18 protein-coding genes are annotated in these 15,949 nt (G+C 68.6%); 5 read left to right on the forward strand and 13 right to left on the reverse strand.

The features are described from left to right. Positions 1-9: 9 nt before the first annotated feature. The 8 genes from ACIOU8_RS16550 to ACIOU8_RS16585 all read right to left on the reverse strand — a co-directional run bounded on the left by ACIOU8_RS16550 (position 10) and on the right by ACIOU8_RS16585 (position 8,245). Positions 10-303, reverse strand: coding sequence for a Dabb family protein (locus ACIOU8_RS16550; RefSeq protein WP_400791787.1), 294 nt, complete (start codon positions 301-303; stop codon positions 10-12). Further along, positions 300-1,325, reverse strand: a complete 1,026-nt coding sequence (locus ACIOU8_RS16555) for a sugar phosphate isomerase/epimerase family protein (protein WP_400791789.1) — start codon at positions 1,323-1,325, stop codon at positions 300-302. The genes ACIOU8_RS16550 and ACIOU8_RS16555 overlap by 4 nt, the downstream gene beginning before the upstream one ends. A 43-nt stretch (positions 1,326-1,368) precedes the next feature. Next, positions 1,369-2,220 (reverse strand): sugar phosphate isomerase/epimerase family protein, encoded by an 852-nt coding sequence (locus ACIOU8_RS16560; protein WP_400791792.1) that lies wholly within the window; start codon positions 2,218-2,220, stop codon positions 1,369-1,371. An 83-nt stretch (positions 2,221-2,303) separates the two neighbouring features. Further along, entirely contained in the window at positions 2,304-3,500 is a 1,197-nt protein-coding gene (locus ACIOU8_RS16565) for a substrate-binding domain-containing protein (RefSeq protein ID WP_400791794.1), read from the reverse strand. Positions 3,501-3,514: 14 nt separating this feature from the next. Further along, positions 3,515-4,555 (reverse strand): ABC transporter permease, encoded by a 1,041-nt coding sequence (locus ACIOU8_RS16570; RefSeq protein ID WP_400791797.1) that lies wholly within the window; start codon positions 4,553-4,555, stop codon positions 3,515-3,517. After that, positions 4,552-5,634, reverse strand: a complete 1,083-nt coding sequence (locus ACIOU8_RS16575; protein WP_400791800.1) for an ABC transporter permease — start codon at positions 5,632-5,634, stop codon at positions 4,552-4,554. The genes ACIOU8_RS16570 and ACIOU8_RS16575 overlap by 4 nt, the downstream gene beginning before the upstream one ends. After that, positions 5,631-7,139 (reverse strand): sugar ABC transporter ATP-binding protein, encoded by a 1,509-nt coding sequence (locus tag ACIOU8_RS16580; RefSeq protein ID WP_400791802.1) that lies wholly within the window; start codon positions 7,137-7,139, stop codon positions 5,631-5,633. Before ACIOU8_RS16580 ends, ACIOU8_RS16575 begins: the two co-directional genes overlap by 4 nt. Then, positions 7,136-8,245, reverse strand: coding sequence for a Gfo/Idh/MocA family protein (locus ACIOU8_RS16585; RefSeq protein WP_400791805.1), 1,110 nt, complete (start codon positions 8,243-8,245; stop codon positions 7,136-7,138). Before ACIOU8_RS16585 ends, ACIOU8_RS16580 begins: the two co-directional genes overlap by 4 nt. Before the next feature lie 113 nt (positions 8,246-8,358). Here ACIOU8_RS16585 and ACIOU8_RS16590 point away from each other — a divergent pair, with 113 nt between their 5' ends. Further along, positions 8,359-9,555, forward strand: coding sequence for an ROK family protein (locus tag ACIOU8_RS16590; protein WP_400791806.1), 1,197 nt, complete (start codon positions 8,359-8,361; stop codon positions 9,553-9,555). 28 nt (positions 9,556-9,583) lie between these two features. On the opposite strand, the gene ACIOU8_RS16595 is transcribed toward ACIOU8_RS16590, so the two are convergent. Then, complete coding sequence (locus ACIOU8_RS16595; protein WP_400791808.1) at positions 9,584-10,723, reverse strand: Gfo/Idh/MocA family protein; 1,140 nt, start codon at positions 10,721-10,723, stop codon at positions 9,584-9,586. Next, on the reverse strand, positions 10,723-11,529 hold the full coding sequence (locus ACIOU8_RS16600) for a sugar phosphate isomerase/epimerase family protein (protein WP_400791810.1): 807 nt from the start codon (positions 11,527-11,529) through the stop codon (positions 10,723-10,725). The genes ACIOU8_RS16595 and ACIOU8_RS16600 overlap by 1 nt, the downstream gene beginning before the upstream one ends. Before the next feature lie 109 nt (positions 11,530-11,638). Between ACIOU8_RS16600 and ACIOU8_RS16605 the strand changes: the two genes are divergently transcribed. From ACIOU8_RS16605 to ACIOU8_RS16615, 3 genes are read left to right on the forward strand one after another with little or no spacing between them, the layout of a single operon-like run. Then, on the forward strand, positions 11,639-12,250 hold the full coding sequence (locus ACIOU8_RS16605) for a TetR/AcrR family transcriptional regulator (protein WP_400791813.1): 612 nt from the start codon (positions 11,639-11,641) through the stop codon (positions 12,248-12,250). A 9-nt stretch (positions 12,251-12,259) separates the two neighbouring features. Continuing rightward, positions 12,260-12,889, forward strand: coding sequence for a DUF4166 domain-containing protein (locus ACIOU8_RS16610; protein ID WP_400791815.1), 630 nt, complete (start codon positions 12,260-12,262; stop codon positions 12,887-12,889). 56 nt (positions 12,890-12,945) lie between these two features. Then, positions 12,946-13,872 (forward strand): epimerase, encoded by a 927-nt coding sequence (locus ACIOU8_RS16615; protein WP_400791927.1) that lies wholly within the window; start codon positions 12,946-12,948, stop codon positions 13,870-13,872. On the opposite strand, the gene ACIOU8_RS16620 is transcribed toward ACIOU8_RS16615, so the two are convergent. The 3 genes from ACIOU8_RS16620 to ACIOU8_RS16630 are packed head-to-tail and all read right to left on the reverse strand — an operon-like array spanning position 13,869 to position 15,469. After that, the gene (locus ACIOU8_RS16620) at positions 13,869-14,273 is read right to left on the reverse strand and encodes a PLD nuclease N-terminal domain-containing protein (RefSeq protein ID WP_400791817.1); all 405 of its coding nucleotides are present in this window, start codon (positions 14,271-14,273) and stop codon (positions 13,869-13,871) included. The genes ACIOU8_RS16615 and ACIOU8_RS16620 overlap by 4 nt on opposite strands. A 38-nt stretch (positions 14,274-14,311) precedes the next feature. After that, complete coding sequence (locus tag ACIOU8_RS16625) at positions 14,312-15,241, reverse strand: aldo/keto reductase family oxidoreductase (protein WP_400791819.1); 930 nt, start codon at positions 15,239-15,241, stop codon at positions 14,312-14,314. Between the two features lie 9 nt (positions 15,242-15,250). Beyond that, complete coding sequence (locus ACIOU8_RS16630) at positions 15,251-15,469, reverse strand: hypothetical protein (protein WP_400791821.1); 219 nt, start codon at positions 15,467-15,469, stop codon at positions 15,251-15,253. 94 nt (positions 15,470-15,563) lie between these two features. Here ACIOU8_RS16630 and ACIOU8_RS16635 point away from each other — a divergent pair, with 94 nt between their 5' ends. Further along, positions 15,564-15,941: a helix-turn-helix domain-containing protein gene (locus ACIOU8_RS16635; protein WP_400791824.1), complete on the forward strand. Its 378-nt coding sequence runs from the start codon at positions 15,564-15,566 to the stop codon at positions 15,939-15,941. Positions 15,942-15,949 lie beyond the last annotated feature (8 nt).

A 15,949-nucleotide genomic window follows, 5' to 3' on the forward strand; every position in this document is an offset into this window, starting at 1 on the left:
CCGCGTCGGTCACTCCTCGAAGTCGTACTCCTGGAAGGCCGCGATCTCGGGCACCCAGCGCTCCGACACGAACGCGGTGTGCGCCGGGTGCGCGTCGTAGGCGCGGTACGCCGCCCGGTCATGGAACATCATCGAGAACTGGTGCTCCAGGTCGCTCTTCGGGCTCACCTGGCGACGGATGGTGAAGTCCTCGACCCCGGGGATCGACGTGAGCACGGCTCTGCCGGTCGCGAGGAACTCGCGCTCCTCGGGGCTGCCTGCCTCGTGCACGAGACGGAACACGACGGTGTGCTGGATGGTCATGCGGTGTCTCCGGTCGTCTGGTTGCTGAAGGCGGAGTCGAAGGATGCGGCGGGCGCTGGCCACAGCAGTGACCGCACGTAGGCGAGCGCCTGCGGTGCCCCGTGCAGGCGGTCCATTCCCGCATCCTCCCACTCGATCGAGATGGGCCCGCCGTATCCGATCGCGTCGAGGGCTCGGAACGCGTCTTCCCAGGGAACGTCGCCGTGGCCGGTCGAGACGAAGTCCCACCCGCGTCGGGGGTCGCCCCAGGGCAGGTGCGAGCCGAGCACGCCCGCGCGCCCGTTGTGCGGCCGCATCCGGGTGTCCTTGCAGTCGACGTGATAGATCCGGTCGGCGAAGTCGACGATGAACCCGACCGGGTCGATGTTCTGCCACATCATGTGCGACGGGTCCCAGTTGAAGCCGAACGCCTCGCGGTGGTCGATCGCCTCCAGCGCCCGCACTGACGACCAGTAGTCGTAGGCGATCTCGCCCGGGTGCACCTCGTGCGCGAAGCGCACGCCCTCACCGTCGAACACGTCGAGGATCGGGTTCCAGCGTGTGGCGAAATCCTCGAAGCCGGCCTCGATGACCGATGCCGGCACCGGCGGGAACATCGCCAGATACGGCCAGATCGACGATCCGGTGAACCCCACCACGGTGTCGACGCCGAGTCTGCGGGCCACACGAGCGGCCCGCTTCATGTCGTCCGCTGCCCGGGTGCGCACGCCCTCGGCCTCCCCGTCGCCCCACACGTAGTCGCGCAGGATCGCCCGGTGACGGAAGTCGATGGGCGCATCGCACACCGCTTGACCGGCGAGATGGTTCGAGATCGCGAAGATCTGCAGTCCGTGCCGGTCGAGGATCTCGAGGCGAGAGGCGACGTAGGCGTCATCCTGGTCGGCCCGCCGCAGATCGAGATGGTCGCCCGAGGCGGCGACCTCGAGGCCGTCGTAGCCCCACTCCGCCGCCAGGCGCGCGACCTCCTCGAAGGGCAGATCAGCCCACTGGCCGGTGAACAGGGTGACCGGATGCGTGGTCATGGACACTCCTTCGTATCGCTGCACGTTCGTATCGCTGCACGGCTCAAGCGCCGAGCACTCTCAGCGCCTGGATGCTGCGTGCGGCGAGCTCGTCCTGGCTCGCCGCGAGCGGTCGCCACACGGACGCGGCGACGGCGATCGTCGCGTTCTCGCCCGTGAAGCTCTCGAGCCCGAGCGGCCCCCGATACCCCGCATCGTCGAGGGCTCGGAGGATCTCCGGCCAATCGGTGTGGTCGTCGCCGACCGCACCCCGATCACTCCCGCACACCTGCACGTGGGCGATCGCCGATCCTGCCGCGCGGATCGCCTGCGCCGGATTCTTCTCCTCGATGTTCAGGTGGTAGGTGTCGAGCGCCAGCCCCACCCCTGCGCCGAGCAGCGGGGCGAGTGCATCGAGACTCTGCTCGACGGTGTTGAGCACGCTGGTCTCATAGCGGTTGAGCGGCTCGACGGCGAGCGTGATCCCGGCATCCGCGGCATCCGACGCCACCGGTTCGAGGTTCTGGCGCAGCTCCCGCACGACCCGAGCGCGCTCGTCCGCCGACATCCGCCATGCCACCCCGGTGGGTGCGTAGAAAGGGCCGGCGACCACGGCGGAGCCGAGCGTCGTGGCCGCAGCGATGCACGACCGCAGGTAGTCCTGAGTCGCGGCGACGTCGCCCGCCTGGGCGAGCAGCGAGCGTCCCTGCCCCATCGCTCCGATGACGATCGCGCCGAGACCGAGGTCGTCGAGCACGTCGCGGGCCCGTGCCGGATCCCAGTCCCCGATGCTCTCGAGAGGCAGCTCCAGCGCCTGATACCCCATGTCGGCGGCCTTGCGCGCGAGCGGCCCGAGCGTCGCATCGGTCAGCGGAGACGTCCACACCCACGTGTTGACGGCGATCGTGCGGGGCATCCTGCTCCTTCGGGGATGACGCGTGTGCTCCCACCCTCCCATCCGCGGGTGGGCGGAGGGAAGGGCGGGAGCGTCACTGCTCGTTACGGGATCTGACGTTCCTGCCACACCGTCGGGTAGCCGGGAAGGTTCTCTCCGCCGAACTTCGCGTAGTGCCCGTCCGGCATTCCCTCGTTGGCGGTGAGGTAGTCGTCGAGCTCACCCTCGGTGATCGGCTTCTGCGGCAGCACCCACTCCTTCGGCACCTCTTCACCGGCGAAGATCATCTGCGCGGCGAGCAGCGGCGTCCGCCACTGGAAGTTGGAGTAGACGGGTGCGAGCCCGGTGAGACCCGTGTCCTTCCACTTGCGGAGGAAGCTCATCTCGTCTTCACCGGTCATCACCGGGTAGTCCGCGCCGGCGTCCTCGAACGCCTCGATCGCTGCGACAGCGCCGTCACCGGCATCCATCCAGATGCCCTGCACGTCGCCCTTCGCGAGCTCGTCGCTGATGATGCTCTTGATCTCGGCCGGGTCCGCGCCCGTGAAGTAGTCCACAGCCTCGATGCCGGCCTCGTCGAAGAGCTTCTCCGCCGCAGCCCACCGGTGCTCGAGCACGTCGACGCCGGGGAGGATCCGCAGCGCGACGACCTTGTCGCCTTCGTCGAGGTTGTCGATGAGGAACTCTGCGGTATCGATGCCCCACGCGAATCCGCCGATCGGGTGGATGAACGTGACCGGGCAGTCGGTGTCGACGCCGCGGTCGAACACGATCACCGGCTTGCCGGTCTCGCACGCCCGCTCGACGGCCGGGGTCATCGCCGCGGTGCTGTTGGGCGAGACGAGGAAGACATCGCATCCGCCCTCGGAGATGAAGTAGTCGATGTCGGCGATCTGCGTGTCATCGGAGTCCTGCGCATCGCGGGTCTCCATCTCGCTGATCGCGCCGGCCTCCTGCAGCGCTTTCAGCTGCTCGTTCATCGTGATCCAGCCGGTCTGTCGCCACGGGTTCGAGATCGAGGCGTTCGCGAAGCAGGCCTTCTTGGCCCCTTCGCTCATGAACTCGGACGTGTCGACCATCTCGGCGTTGATGTGCTGGAGGTACGGCTCGTCCGCCGGCCCCTGGGGCTCGACACCGCGCTCCTCCATCTGCTTGTCGAAGAGCTCCTGGTCGAACCACTCCGTGGTCTCTGCCGATTCCTCCGGGTTCTCCGACTCCGCCGGCGCCACGGACGGGTCTGTCGTACACCCGGCGAGCGCGATGAGGCCGAAGAGAGCCACCCCTGCGGTGGCGATCTTCATTGATCGTCGCATTGCTAATCTCCTCTGGTTTCTGTGTGGATGGTGCTGGTTGTTACGGGTTCTACGGCCTCGGTAGCCGGAGAAGTCTGTGGGCTGCGCGTGCGCCGCTTTCGGAAGGCGACCCCGGAGTAGGCGACCGCGGCGATGATGATGACGCCCTGCACGGCGTCTCGCAGAGTCGACGGGACGCCGGCGATGTTGAGCAGCATGAAGAGGGCCTCGAGAGCGAAGGCACCGGCCGCCGCCGCGACGATCCAGCCCCGCCCACCGCCCAGCACGACCCCGCCGAGGACGACCGCGGTGATCGCGACGAACTCGTACCCGCGGCCGACCGAGGGGTGCACCCCGGCGTAGCCGACGAGCAGCACGGCCGAGAGCGTCGCGGAGAGCGACGAGATCATGAAGGCGCGGGTCGTGACCCAGGCGCTGCGCGCACCGGCGAAGTCGACCGCCGTGGCGTTGTCGCCCACCGCGATGAGCAGCTTGCCGAGCGGACGCTTGGTGATCCAGATACCGAGGGCGAGCCAGCCGATGAGGATGAAGACCGCCCACGGAATGAACTCGAGCAGCGGCACATCGCGGATGCCGCCGCGGCCGATCTCACGGAAGCTGTCTGCCGGGTTTCCGGTGGCCGCGCCGCCCGTCCACCACATGACACCGCCGAGAAGGGCGAGCATCATTCCGAGCGTGACGATGAAGGACGGGACCTTGAGCAGAGTCGTGATGACACCGTTGACGAGTCCGATGACCGCCCCGAAGACGATCATGAGCAGCAGCACGGGGATCGTGCGCGAGTCGTCCTGCCCGACGAGGTTGCCGGCGATGATCACCTGCGCCGTGATCAGCGACCCCTGCGACAGATCGAACTCGCCCGCGATGATGACGAAGTACTGACCGATCGCGACGATGGCGATCGGGGCGACGCGCTGGATGAACCTCATGAACTGGCCAGGCTCAGCGAAGCTCGGATTGAGGATCATGACAGCCACGAGCAGGATCACCAGCAGCAGGAACACCGCGCCTCGAGGGCTCACGAGTGTGCGCAGTGCGTTCATGCGCGTCCTCCTTCCGCGGTGGAGCTCGTATCGGTGAGGTGAGACGCGGCGGCCGCCATCTCGGACTCGGCCGCTGTGGCGGCGGCGTCTCCCCCGGTCCTCGTACCGCCTGCTCCGAAGCGTGGGCGGCGACGGACGATCGAGCGCCGACTGTAGACGGCGACCGCGGCGACGATCACGACGCCGCGGACGACGTCCTTCAGGAACGGGTTGACCTGCATGACGCTCATGACGTTGTCGACGACCGCGAGGATCGCGACGCCGCCGATCGCGCCCCAGATCGAGCCGCGGCCGCCCAGCAGCAGAGTGCCGCCGAGCACGACCGCGGCGATCGACAGCAGCGCGTAGCCGCCCTGCTGTCCGACGGTGGGACTGCCGACACCCAGACGGCTGGCGAGCAGCAGACCGGCGAGCCCTGCGAACACCGAGCACAGCACGTGCGCGGCGATCAGTGGCGGCTTCGTGCGCACACCCGACAGGCGGGCGATCTCGGGGTCGCCGCCGACCGCGTACAGGTGCGCGCCGGTGCGGGTGCGGTTCAGCAGGAACCAGACGAGCACCGCGAGCACGATCATGATGATGGTCGAGACGGGAACGGGCCCGACTCCGGTCGCGCCGATGAGCTGGAACTCCCACGGCACGCTGCCCGCCGAGCCCTCGAAGTTGGTGTTGAGGATGCCCTGCAGAATGAGTCCCACACCGAGGGTGGCGATGAAGCCGTTGACCTTCAGCACGGTGACGATCAGGCCGTTGACCAGGCCGATTCCGGCGCAGACGAGCAGAGTGACGGCGACAGCGGCCGGGACGTTCGCGGCGTTCCCGCTCATGATCGTCGCGGCCAGCAGGCTCGAGAGACTCACGACGTAGGTGACCGACAGATCGAGCGACGCGCCGAGAACCACCAGGGTCTGCCCGATCGCGACGAGTCCGAGCACGCTCATGCCGGTGAGGATGTCGCGGATGTTGCCGGGGCTGAAAAAGTTGCGCCCCACGGTGCCGACGAGGATGGCACCGACGATGAGTGTCAGGATCAGGATGCCGAGCACGATGACCGTCGAGTCGATCCGGAGCCGCTTCATCGTGCGCCTCCGTCGATGGTCGCACCCGTGGCCGCGCCGAGGATCTCATGCTCGGCCGACCCTGGAGGCAGCTCGGCGACGAGCTCGCCGTCATGCATCACGAGGATCCGATCGCTCATGCCGATCACCTCTGGCAGCTCGCTCGACACCATCAGCACCGCCTTGCCCTGAGCCGCCAGCTCGCGCATGAGCTGATACACGGCATACTTCGCACCGACATCGATGCCGCGGGTCGGCTCGTCGAAGAGCACGATCTGGGGCTGGGTGAGCAGCCATTTGGCCAGCACGACCTTCTGCTGGTTGCCACCGGAGAGGAACCGCGTCTCCTGGTCGAGGCCGCGCGAGCTGATCTCCAGCGAGCTGAGCACTCCCGGCACCTCGCGGCGTGACGCCGCGGTCCGGCCGGCGAAGACGCTGCGGATCACGAGCAGGGAGTTGTCGAGCACCGACTGCCCCAGGGCGAGCCCCTGGGCCTTGCGATCCTCCGAGACGAGGGCGAACCCGGCGCGGACCGCCGCCCTGGCGCTCGTGACGCGCGTCGGAGAGCCGTCGACCCGCATCGACCCCCGCACGAACGGATCGATCCCGAAGATTCCCTCGACCAGCTCGGTGCGCCCGGACCCCTGGAGTCCGGCGACGCCGACGATCTCCCCGGCACGCAGCGTGAGCGACACCCCGTCGACGAAGGCGTTGCCGCAGCCGTCGAGCTCGAGACGCGGCTCGCCCACGACTGTGCCGGCCACGGCATCCGGGTAGTACGACTGGATCGAGCGGCCCACCATGCGGCGCACGAGCTCGTCGGTCGTCAGCGCGCCCGTCTCATCGGTCGACACGAGTGCGCCGTCCTTGAGGATGGTGATGCGATCGCACAGGTCGAAGATCTCCTTGAGCCGGTGCGAGACGTAGATCACCGCCACCCCGCGAGAGGTGAGTCGGCGGATGATGGCGTAGAGCAGCTCGACCTCGCGGTCACTGAGAGCAGCGGTCGGCTCATCCATCGAGATGACCTGCGCCTCGAACGACAGCGCCTTGACGATCTCGACGATCTGCTGTTCTGCGACGGTCAGCGACCCCACCCTCGACTGAGGGTCGATGAACGAGACGCCGAGGTCGGTGAGCAGTTCTCCGGTGCGACGGATCATCGCCTTCTGATCCACGAACCCGCCTCGGCGGGGCTCGCGCCCGAGGTAGACGTTCTGCGCGACCGTGCGCTCCGGCAGCAGCGTGAACTCCTGGAAGACGGTCACGATGCCGTCATCCATCGCCTGCCGAGGGTGCGCATGTCGCACCTCGGCGCCGCGGTACCGCACCGTGCCCCCGTCTGCGGGCTGCACCCCGGCGATGATCTTCATGAGCGTCGATTTGCCGGCGCCGTTCTCGCCGACGAGACCGTGCACCTCGCCCGGACGCACGTCGAAGTCGATGCCCTTGAGCACCTCGACGCCGAAGAACGACTTGCGGATGCCAGCCACCTCCAGCACCGGCTGGGTGATCGTCGCGGTCATGCCGCCACCTCCGTCCATCGTCCGTGGGCGGCCGCCGAGGCGAGGACCGCCTCGGTCAGCACGGCCGAGCGGAATCCGTCTTCGAACGTCGGCAGCCCGTCGGGGCTCGCTCCGCCGATCGCCGCATACACGTCGGCGATGAAGCCGTTGAAGGCGTCCTGGTAGCCCATCGTGTGCCCCGAGGGCACGCGCTGCAGCCGGGCCGAGTCGGGCGCGGCCGTGGCGGGGTCGCGAAGCAGCAGCCGGGACTCGTCGCGCATGCCGATCCACAGTTCCTCCGGGCGCTCCTGCTCGAAGCGGAGCGTCTGCCAGGACCCGTGCAGCTCGAGCGTCAGGGCGTTCTTGCGGCCAGCCGCCATCTGCGAGATCAGCAGCGTGCCGAGGGCGCCGGACTCCGTCTCGACGAGGATCGCGACGATGTCCTCGGTGTCGACCGCGTGACCTGCTCGCTCGGCGAACACCCTGCGGGTGCGGGCGCTCAGGGAGCGGATGCGCTGGCCGATCACGAACTCGATGAGGTCGCACAGATGCGACCCGATGTCGGCGAACGCCCGCGATGCGCCGCCGGATGCCGAGCGCACCCGCCAGTCGTCGTCGGTGGCGAGCAGCATCCAGTCCTGCAGATACGAGCAGTCGAGGGTGAGGAGCTCGCCGACGTCTCCCCGGGCGACGCGGGCACGCGCCTCCCGCACCATCGGGTGGTAGCGGTAGACGAAGGGGACCGCGCCGACTCGTGCTCGCGACGCCGCGGTCTCGGCGAGCCTGCGGGCGTCTACGGCGTTCGTGGCGAGTGGCTTCTCGCAGATGACGTGCTTGCCGGACTCGAGCGCTCGGAGCGCCAGCTCGGCGTGCGTGGCGTTGGGGGTGCAGATGTGCACGACGTCGATGTCGTCGGCGTCGAGCAGCGCGGCGGCATCGATCTCGGCACGCGCGGCACCGAGTTGGTCTGCGGCCCTGCGTCCGCCCGAGGCGGAGCGGGTGGCGACGGCGCGAAGCTCGCCGCCCGCGTCTCTGGCCGCAGTGCGGTGCACGCGGGCCATGAATCCTCCGCCGAGGATTCCGGCTCGGATCGTCCCGAGACCGGTGTCAGTGACATCCGTTGTCATGCCGGCGAGTCTGACACAGGCTCTGCGACTTTTGCTAGAGCTTTGTCAAAAGTTCTTTGTAACGAATCGGAAGTCGATCGAGGACCGTTCCAAGTCTGTGGTTTACTGACGCAATGGTCGACGCACTCCGCACCGCCGCGGCAGCGAACCCCGGCGCAGGCGAGATCTTCCAGATCCTCCGCGACGGCACCGCTCGCACCAAGGCCGAGCTCGCAGCCCTCACCGGCCTCGCCCGTTCCACCGTGGCGCTGCGCGTCGATGCCCTGCTCGCCGCCGACCTCCTCCGTCCGGCGGGCGAGGCCGTCTCGACCGGCGGGCGTCCGCCGGCGCGGCTGGCCTTCAACTCCCGCGCCGGAGTCGTCCTCGCCGTCGACCTCGGCGCCACCCATGCCACGATCGCCGTCGCAGATCTGGCCGGCGTGATCCTCGATTCGCGCACCCGCACGATCGACATCGCCGACGGCCCCGACGATCTGCTCGACGTGATCCTCGCCGACGGCACGACGCTGCTCGAGACTCCGGAGGCCGAAGGGATCCCGCTGCTCGGCATCGGGATCGGCGTGCCGGGGCCGGTCGAGCACTCGACCGGCCGCCCGACGAACCCGCCGATCATGCCGGGCTGGGACCGCTTCGACATCCCTGGCTATGTGCAGCGCACGTTCGACGTGCCGGTGCTGGTCGACAACGATGTGAACATCCTCGCCCTCGGCGAGCATGCGACGATGTGGCCGCACGTCGACGACCTGATCTTCGTCAAGGTCTCGACCGGCATCGGATCCGGCATCATCGCCGGGGGTCAGTTGCAGCGGGGCGCGCAGGGCTCAGCCGGAGATATGGGACACGTCCAGGTGCCGAGCGTGGGCGGCTCCACGAGGGAGCCCGGCGACGAGCGCGACCTGGAGGCGCTCGCGAGCGGGTCGGCACTGGCGACGGCGCTGCGCGACGCCGGACACGAGGCGCACAGCCCGGCGGATGTGATCGAGCTGGTGCGCTCCGGCAACGCCGCAGCCATCGAGGCGACTCGGCAGGCCGGGCGCGATGTGGGCGAGGTCCTGGCGACGGTGGTCAACCTTCTCAACCCGTCGATCATCGTGCTCGGCGGAAGCATCGCGCGCGCAGGCGAGCACCTGCTCGCCGGGGTGCGCGAGGTCGTCTACCGACGGTCCATCCCCCTGGCGACACAGCATCTCGCCATCGTGCAGTCGCAGGCGGGCGACAGAGCCGCCGTGCTCGGCGCCGCGATCATGGTCGCCCGCGAGGTGCTCTCACCCGCGAACGTCGACCGCTATGTGGCGACGAAGGCACGCTGACCGCACCTCGTCGCCACCTCGGCGGATCTCAGAGAGTCGCCTCGAACGGGTCGAAGTCGGCGTCGAGAGAGCCGACCTCGTCGAGCGTGCTCGCGACCTGCACGAAGCTGCGCGACTCGGCTGCCTCTTCGATCGACAGCAGCGTGTCGAGCACGTGGTAACCGAACTCCCCCGTGGCGACGTGCGGTCGGCCGGCGGCGATCGATCGGGCCATGTCGAGCAGACCGACGCCACGCCCAGAGAGCACGCCCTCCTGGACGACGTCGACGATCTCCTGCGTCATGGGCTCCGGCGGCGCGAAGGCCTGCGTCAGCGGACGGGTGATCGCGATCTCGCCCCCGAAGGTGTTGGGGTCGGGGATCACGATCGTCCCCTCTGTGCCGGTGATCTCGACGATGCCCGTGCGCAGCAGCGGCGAGTCGGTGCTGTACAGACTCTGCGCCTGTCCGCCCTGCTCGAAGTCCATCAGCACGCTCAGTGTCGACGGGATCTCGACGGGGAACTCCTGACCAGCGAGCTCGCCGACCTGCACCGTGCGGGTCGGGCTGCCCTGAAGGCCGAGGGCGGCGACGGCGGCGACCGGTCCGAAGACGTGCACGAGAGCCGAGACGTAGTACGGCCCCATGTCGAGCAGCGGCCCCGCACCCTTGGCGTACAGGAACGCGGGGTTCGGGTGGAAGATCTCGGGTCCCTGCCACTGGAACGTGGTCTGGGCGAACAGCGGACGACCGATGTCGCCTCGAGCGATCGCACGCTTCGCCGTCTGCACGCCGGGCCCGAGGACGGTGTCCGGTGCGACGCCGACGCGCAGCCCCGCGGCATCCGCCTTCTGCAGCAGCCGCAGCGACTCGTCGCGGCTGACGCCGATCGGCTTCTCGGTCCACACATGCTTGCCTGCGGCGAGGATCGCCTCGGACACCTCGACGTGCACCGCCGGGATCGTCAGGTTCACCACGATGTCGATCTCGGGGTCGTCGAGCACGAGGTCGACACCGCCGGCCCTCGGGACGCCGTACTTCTCGGCCTGCGCCTTCGCGCGCTCTTCGAGCAGGTCGCCGATGGCGATCACCCGCACGTCGGGGAACGTGGTCAGGTTCGACAGGTACTGGTCGCTGATGTTGCCCGCGCCGATGATGCCGACGCCGACGGGGCCGCTGCCGATCGCCATCAGCCGGCCACCTTCTCGTCGAGGTAGATGCGGCTGCGCTCGATCGCGTCCCAGAGGTCGCCGTCGAAGTGATCGAACTCCACGATCGCGAGCTCGAGCGCCGGGGCCGCGGCGATGGCCTCGATCAGCGGAACCGCGCCCGCTCCGGCCGCGACCTGGTCGGCGGGCGGGTAGGCGCTCAGCAGCGCGGGATCGAGCGTGCCGTCCTTGGCGTGCACTGCGATCACCCGGTCGCCCAGGCGCTGCAGCAGTGCGACGGGGTCGACCCCGCCGCGGGCGACCCAGTACAGATCGACCTCGAGCACGACGCGCTCGTCGAGCAGGCCCGCGAGCACTTCGAGTCCGGTGACGCCGTCGAAGACGGCTTCCAGCTCATGGGCGTGATTGTGGTAGCCGACACGCACGTCGACGGTGGCGCCCACAGCGGCCGCCTCGTTGAGAAGACGCGCGGTCTCCTCGATCTGCTCGACCGTCTGCCAGCGCGCGGGCTCAGTGTACGGGTCGATGACCGTGTCCATGCCGAGCACCTTGGCGGCGGCGAAGACCTCAGCGGGCGACGGCACGGGGAGCGTGGTTCCGCTGCCGTCGGGATTCACGAACGACTCGGAGGCGAGGAACGCGTGACCAGAGGGTGCGGTGAGACCCGCGCTGGCCAGCGCGTCCGCGAGCGGCTGGGCGCGGCGCACGAAGTCGTATGGCTCGACGGCGGTGAAGCCTCTGGCGGCGACCTCGTTGAGCGAGCCTTCGAGGTCGGTCTCGAGCTGATCCTTGATCGTGAACAGCTGGATGGAAGTCTGAATCGCCACGGGGTCTCCTTCGGTCGTCGGTGACGTGCGGGCTGTCTTCACCCGTCTGTCCGGCACGCTACCACCAAATACCTCCGTGCGGAAGTTTTCATATCGCTACACTCGCATCATGACCGACGACCAGGATCGCCCGCGCCAGCGCGGTGCGTATGCGAAGGGCATCGCCCGACGCCAGGAGATCCTCGATCGCGCCATCGAGGTCTTCGCCGCGCGCGGGGCCGACCGCACGAGCCTGCGCTCCATCGCGAGCGCCGTCGGCGTCACGCACGCAGCCCTCACGCACTACTTCGGGTCGCTCGAGGAGCTGCTGGTCGCGGTCTACCAGGAGAGCACGGCGCCGGAGCGCCAGAATCCCGACGCGTTCCAGCCGGACGCGACCCCCGTCGAGCGGATGATCGAATCCGCGCGCACCAACCGCGAGGTCCCCGGTCTCGTGCAGCTGTATTCGATGCTGGTCGCCGCCGCTCTCGAAGAAGGTCACCCCGCCGCCCGCGAGTTCGCGACGACCCGGTTCGCGCGGCTGCGCGCGGACATGGCCGAGGTCGTGCGGGAGCAGCAGGAGACCGGACGCATGCGCGAGGACGTGGATGCCGAGGCCGTCGCCGCCCTGGTGGTCGCCGCCTCCGACGGTCTGCAGACGCAGTGGCTGCTCGACGACACCGCCCCGCAGCACGAGGCGCTCGCGCTGCTCGACCGACTGCTGCGTCCGACCTCTCGCTAGGGTGAAGGTGTGACAGCACCAGGCACTGATCGACGGTCGCCCTACGAGCGCGCGCTCGGCGAGCGCATCTCGGAACTCCACCCGAAGACCGCCTGGTACTTCCGCACGATCCCCGAAGGCCGCGTCGGCGTCGGCACCGGGGTCTTCACGACCGCGGGATCGCGTCATCGCTGGCTCTGGCCCGTGTTCCGGATCGCGGAGTCCCTCGGAGTCGCGTTCGCCGGATGGGAGCACGACGTGCCGTTCCGCATCGAGAACCGCACGGTCGACGGCGAAGCGCTGGCAGTCAGGCACTTCGACCTCCCTGGACGCACGTGGGTCATGCCCGACGTCGTCTCCCTCGGCGCGAACCGCATCCTGCGCAACGAGATCGGCCCTCATCGCACGGTCGTCACGACCTTCGACATCGACGTGCGCGACGGCGCCGTCGTGCTGACCATCCGCCGCGTCGGGATGCGTTTCGGGCGGCTGCGCATCGCCGCGCCGCGTTTCCTTCGTCCACGCATCGGTCTCGTCGAGAGCTGGGACGAGCAGAGCGAGCGGCACCATGTGAACATGACGATCGATGCCCCTCTGCTCGGTCGGGTCTACGAGTACACCGGCTTCTTCGAGTACGCGATCGAGAGCGAGACTCCGTGACCGACCAGCCGCCTCCCTCGGCAGGCCCCGTCGTGGTCGGCGGCTCGACCGGGTTCATGGGGCAGTATCTGATCCCGCGCCTGCGGTCGACGGGGCGGGAGGTCATCACGATCTCGCGCACAGGCGCCGACATCTCCTGGGGCGACCAGGCGGCGATCGATCATGCCGTCGACGGCGCGTCGCTCGTGATCGGCCTGGCGGGCAAGAGCGTGAACTGTCGCTACACGCCCGAGAACCGCGCAGCGATCTTCCGCTCCCGTCTCGACACCACCGCGTCGCTGAGCTCCGCCATCGCGAAAGCCGCGAGCCCTCCCCCGCTGTGGATCAACTCGTCGACGGCGACCATCTACCGCCATGCGGAAGAGCGCCCCATGACCGAATCGTCGGGCGAGATCGGCACGGGGTTCTCCGTCGAGGTCGCGAAGGCATGGGAGCGCGCCCTGTTCGCAGACGATCTGCCGCACACGCGGCGGGTGGCCCTGCGCAGCGCTATCGTGCTGGGCCACGGCGGCGTGCTCGGCCCCCTGAAGACCCTGGCCCGGCTCGGGCTCGGCGGGGCGCAGTACGACGGTCGGTGGCCGATCAGTCATTCCCGCCGGGCCGCCGGCACCGGACACCGTCCCGGTGCACGCCGCGGTCGGCAGCGGTTCAGCTGGGTGCACGTCGAGGACATCGCCCGCATCATCGACTTCCTCGAGGTGACGCCGACCCTCGACGGGCCCGTGAACGCCGCCTCCCCGATCCCGACGGACAACGCCGATTTCATGGCGACGGTGCGGCGGCTGCTCGGCGTGCGCATCGGCCCGCCGATGCCGCGGTGGATGCTCGAGCTCGGCGCCATCGGCATCCGCACCGAGACCGAGCTGATCCTCAAGAGCCGATGGGTGATTCCGGAGAAACTGACGGTCGCCGGGTTCGAGTTCGCGTATCCGAATCTCGAAGACGCCCTGCGGGAGTCGTTCGATCTCGAGCGCGTCGACTAGCGGGACGCGTCAGCGGCGCCGCTCGACGAGTCGCCGCCGTCGCGCCGTCGCTTCTCGATCTCCTGACGCAGCCGCCACTCCTCGATCTCGCGATCGAGATCGGCGATCTGCTGCTCGGTGCTGCGGGCATCCACCGGCGGCGCCGTGCGAGGTGCTGACCGGGGCACCCCGGGCCGAGCCGCAGTTCGCGTGCCGGGGAATCGAGGGATCCGAAGACCCGCCTCGGAGTACTCCCTGCCGATCGCGAACCACAGCAGACTGCCGATCAGCGGCAGCAGGATCACGATGATGACCCATGCCATCTTCGGCAGGTGCCTCACCTGCGCGTCGTCTCTCCTGATGATGTCGACCATCGCGGCTACCATCAGCGCGATGATGAGGAGCGAGAAGAGGAACGGCATGTGTTCAGGGTAGACGACGCGCGAGTCTCGCGCCGTTGCTACGGCAGCAGATGCCCGGCCGCGCGGAAGAGCTCGTACCACTCGGCCCTGGTGAGCTCTATGTCGGCACCCGCAGCGGCATCCTGCACGCGCTGCGGAGTCGTGGTTCCGAGCACGACCTGCATCTTGGCGGGGTGACGCGTGATCCACGCGGTCGCGATCGCGATCGGCGCGACTCCGTACGACGCCGCCAGCCGATCGATCACGCCGTTGAGCTCCGCATACTCGGGGTTGCCGAGGAAGACGCCTGTGAAGAAGCCACCCTGGAACGGCGACCACGCCTGGATCGTGATGCCGTTGATGCGGCAGTACTCGACGATGCCCCCGCCGTCGCGGACGATGCTCTGGTCTTCACCGGCCATGTTCGCGGCGACGGGCTGCGCGAGGATCGGCGCGTGCGTGATCGAGAGCTGCAGCTGATTGGCGACCAGGGGCTGAGTGACTGCGGTGCGGAGCAGATCGATCTGCCGAGGGGTGTGGTTCGAGACCCCGAACGCGCGGACCTTGCCTGCGGCTTCGAGCTCGTCGAAGGCCCTGGCGACCTCTTCGGGTTCGACCAGCGCGTCCGGACGGTGCAGCAGCAGCACGTCGATGTGGTCGGTGCGCAGCGCCGCGAGGGACCCCTCGACCTGGCGGACGATGTGCTCGTACGAGAAGTCGAACGTGCCCTCAGCGGGGTGGATGCCGCACTTGGTCTGCAGCACGATCTCATCCCGTTCGGCAGCGCTCAGCCCCAGCGCCTCGGCGAAGCGCCCCTCGCAGAAGTGCATGCTCCCGCCATAGATGTCGGCGTGGTCGAAGAAGTCGATGCCCGCGCTGCGTGCGGCGTCGTAGAGTTCGCGGATCTGAGCGTCATCCTTGTCGTCGATGCGCATCATTCCGGCGACGACGGCGGGGGCGGTGGCGGTTCCGAACGGGATGGTCTTCATACCCCCACGCTAGTGCGGGTGAGGAGTGAGCTGTGCGACTGCGATGTCGAGCGCCTGCGCGATCTCGGCCAGGTCGGCGACGGTGAAGTCGGACTCGCCTGCAAGCCGCTCGCGCAGCTCGGCGACGGTGATGCCCACCTGTGTGGAGAGCCACTGAGTGCTGCGACCGGCGCGCAGCAGTTCGTCTTCGACCGCGTTCGCCACCACACGTCGCACATCTGTCGTCATTCATAGACAGTATCGCCACGCACGTGTCGCGACAAGCGTTCTGCGCACCAATATGACAGCATCCTGGCTTCATCTCGGTGCTATCGTGACTCACGTGAAGACACCCGGCGAGCAGTTCAACGCGGCGGTCGGCCGCCAGCTCCGTGCCGAGATCGGCGCGTCAGGAAGCAGCATCGCCGCGATGGCACGCGAGATCGGCATCGCCAGGAGCGCACTCGACAACTACGTGACGGGCAAGCGCTCCATCCCGATCCCCATCGTCTATGCAGTCAGCGCGTCCGTCGACCTCGCGCCCCACATCATGATCACTCGCGCAGAAGAGCGGTTTCATGCCGAGGTCGAGCGTGGCGGCGCCACGATCACCCCGCTCCGCCCCCGCACCGATGTCCGTGGTCGACGCGAAGATCGATCCGAAGTCGCGTTCGAGTCGCCCCTCGCCCACGCCGACGACACCGACGATCTCTACGACTGACGACGCGC

It is taken from the genome of Microbacterium sp. NPDC087589 (genome assembly GCF_044743635.1).
Taxonomy (GTDB): Bacteria; Actinomycetota; Actinomycetes; order Actinomycetales; family Microbacteriaceae; genus Microbacterium.

Bases quoted from the DNA above. Each gene is read 5' to 3' on its own strand.
- ACIOU8_RS16555 (WP_400791789.1), bottom strand. From the start codon at position 1,325: ATGACCACGCATCCGGTCACCCTGTTCACCGGCCAGTGGGCTGATCTG.
- ACIOU8_RS16585 (WP_400791805.1), bottom strand. From the start codon at position 8,245: ATGACAACGGATGTCACTGACACCGGTCTCGGGACGATCCGAGCCGGA.
- ACIOU8_RS16605 (WP_400791813.1), top strand. From the start codon at position 11,639: ATGACCGACGACCAGGATCGCCCGCGCCAGCGCGGTGCGTATGCGAAG.
- ACIOU8_RS16620 (WP_400791817.1), bottom strand. From the start codon at position 14,273: ATGCCGTTCCTCTTCTCGCTCCTCATCATCGCGCTGATGGTAGCCGCG.
- ACIOU8_RS16565 (WP_400791794.1), bottom strand. From the start codon at position 3,500: ATGAAGATCGCCACCGCAGGGGTGGCTCTCTTCGGCCTCATCGCGCTC.
- ACIOU8_RS16630 (WP_400791821.1), bottom strand. From the start codon at position 15,469: ATGACGACAGATGTGCGACGTGTGGTGGCGAACGCGGTCGAAGACGAA.
- ACIOU8_RS16550 (WP_400791787.1), bottom strand. From the start codon at position 303: ATGACCATCCAGCACACCGTCGTGTTCCGTCTCGTGCACGAGGCAGGC.
- ACIOU8_RS16595 (WP_400791808.1), bottom strand. From the start codon at position 10,723: ATGGCGATCGGCAGCGGCCCCGTCGGCGTCGGCATCATCGGCGCGGGC.
- ACIOU8_RS16625 (WP_400791819.1), bottom strand. From the start codon at position 15,241: ATGAAGACCATCCCGTTCGGAACCGCCACCGCCCCCGCCGTCGTCGCC.
- ACIOU8_RS16580 (WP_400791802.1), bottom strand. From the start codon at position 7,139: ATGACCGCGACGATCACCCAGCCGGTGCTGGAGGTGGCTGGCATCCGC.
- ACIOU8_RS16575 (WP_400791800.1), bottom strand. From the start codon at position 5,634: ATGAAGCGGCTCCGGATCGACTCGACGGTCATCGTGCTCGGCATCCTG.
- ACIOU8_RS16560 (WP_400791792.1), bottom strand. From the start codon at position 2,220: ATGCCCCGCACGATCGCCGTCAACACGTGGGTGTGGACGTCTCCGCTG.
- ACIOU8_RS16590 (WP_400791806.1), top strand. From the start codon at position 8,359: ATGGTCGACGCACTCCGCACCGCCGCGGCAGCGAACCCCGGCGCAGGC.
- ACIOU8_RS16615 (WP_400791927.1), top strand. From the start codon at position 12,946: ATGGGGCAGTATCTGATCCCGCGCCTGCGGTCGACGGGGCGGGAGGTC.
- ACIOU8_RS16570 (WP_400791797.1), bottom strand. From the start codon at position 4,555: ATGAACGCACTGCGCACACTCGTGAGCCCTCGAGGCGCGGTGTTCCTG.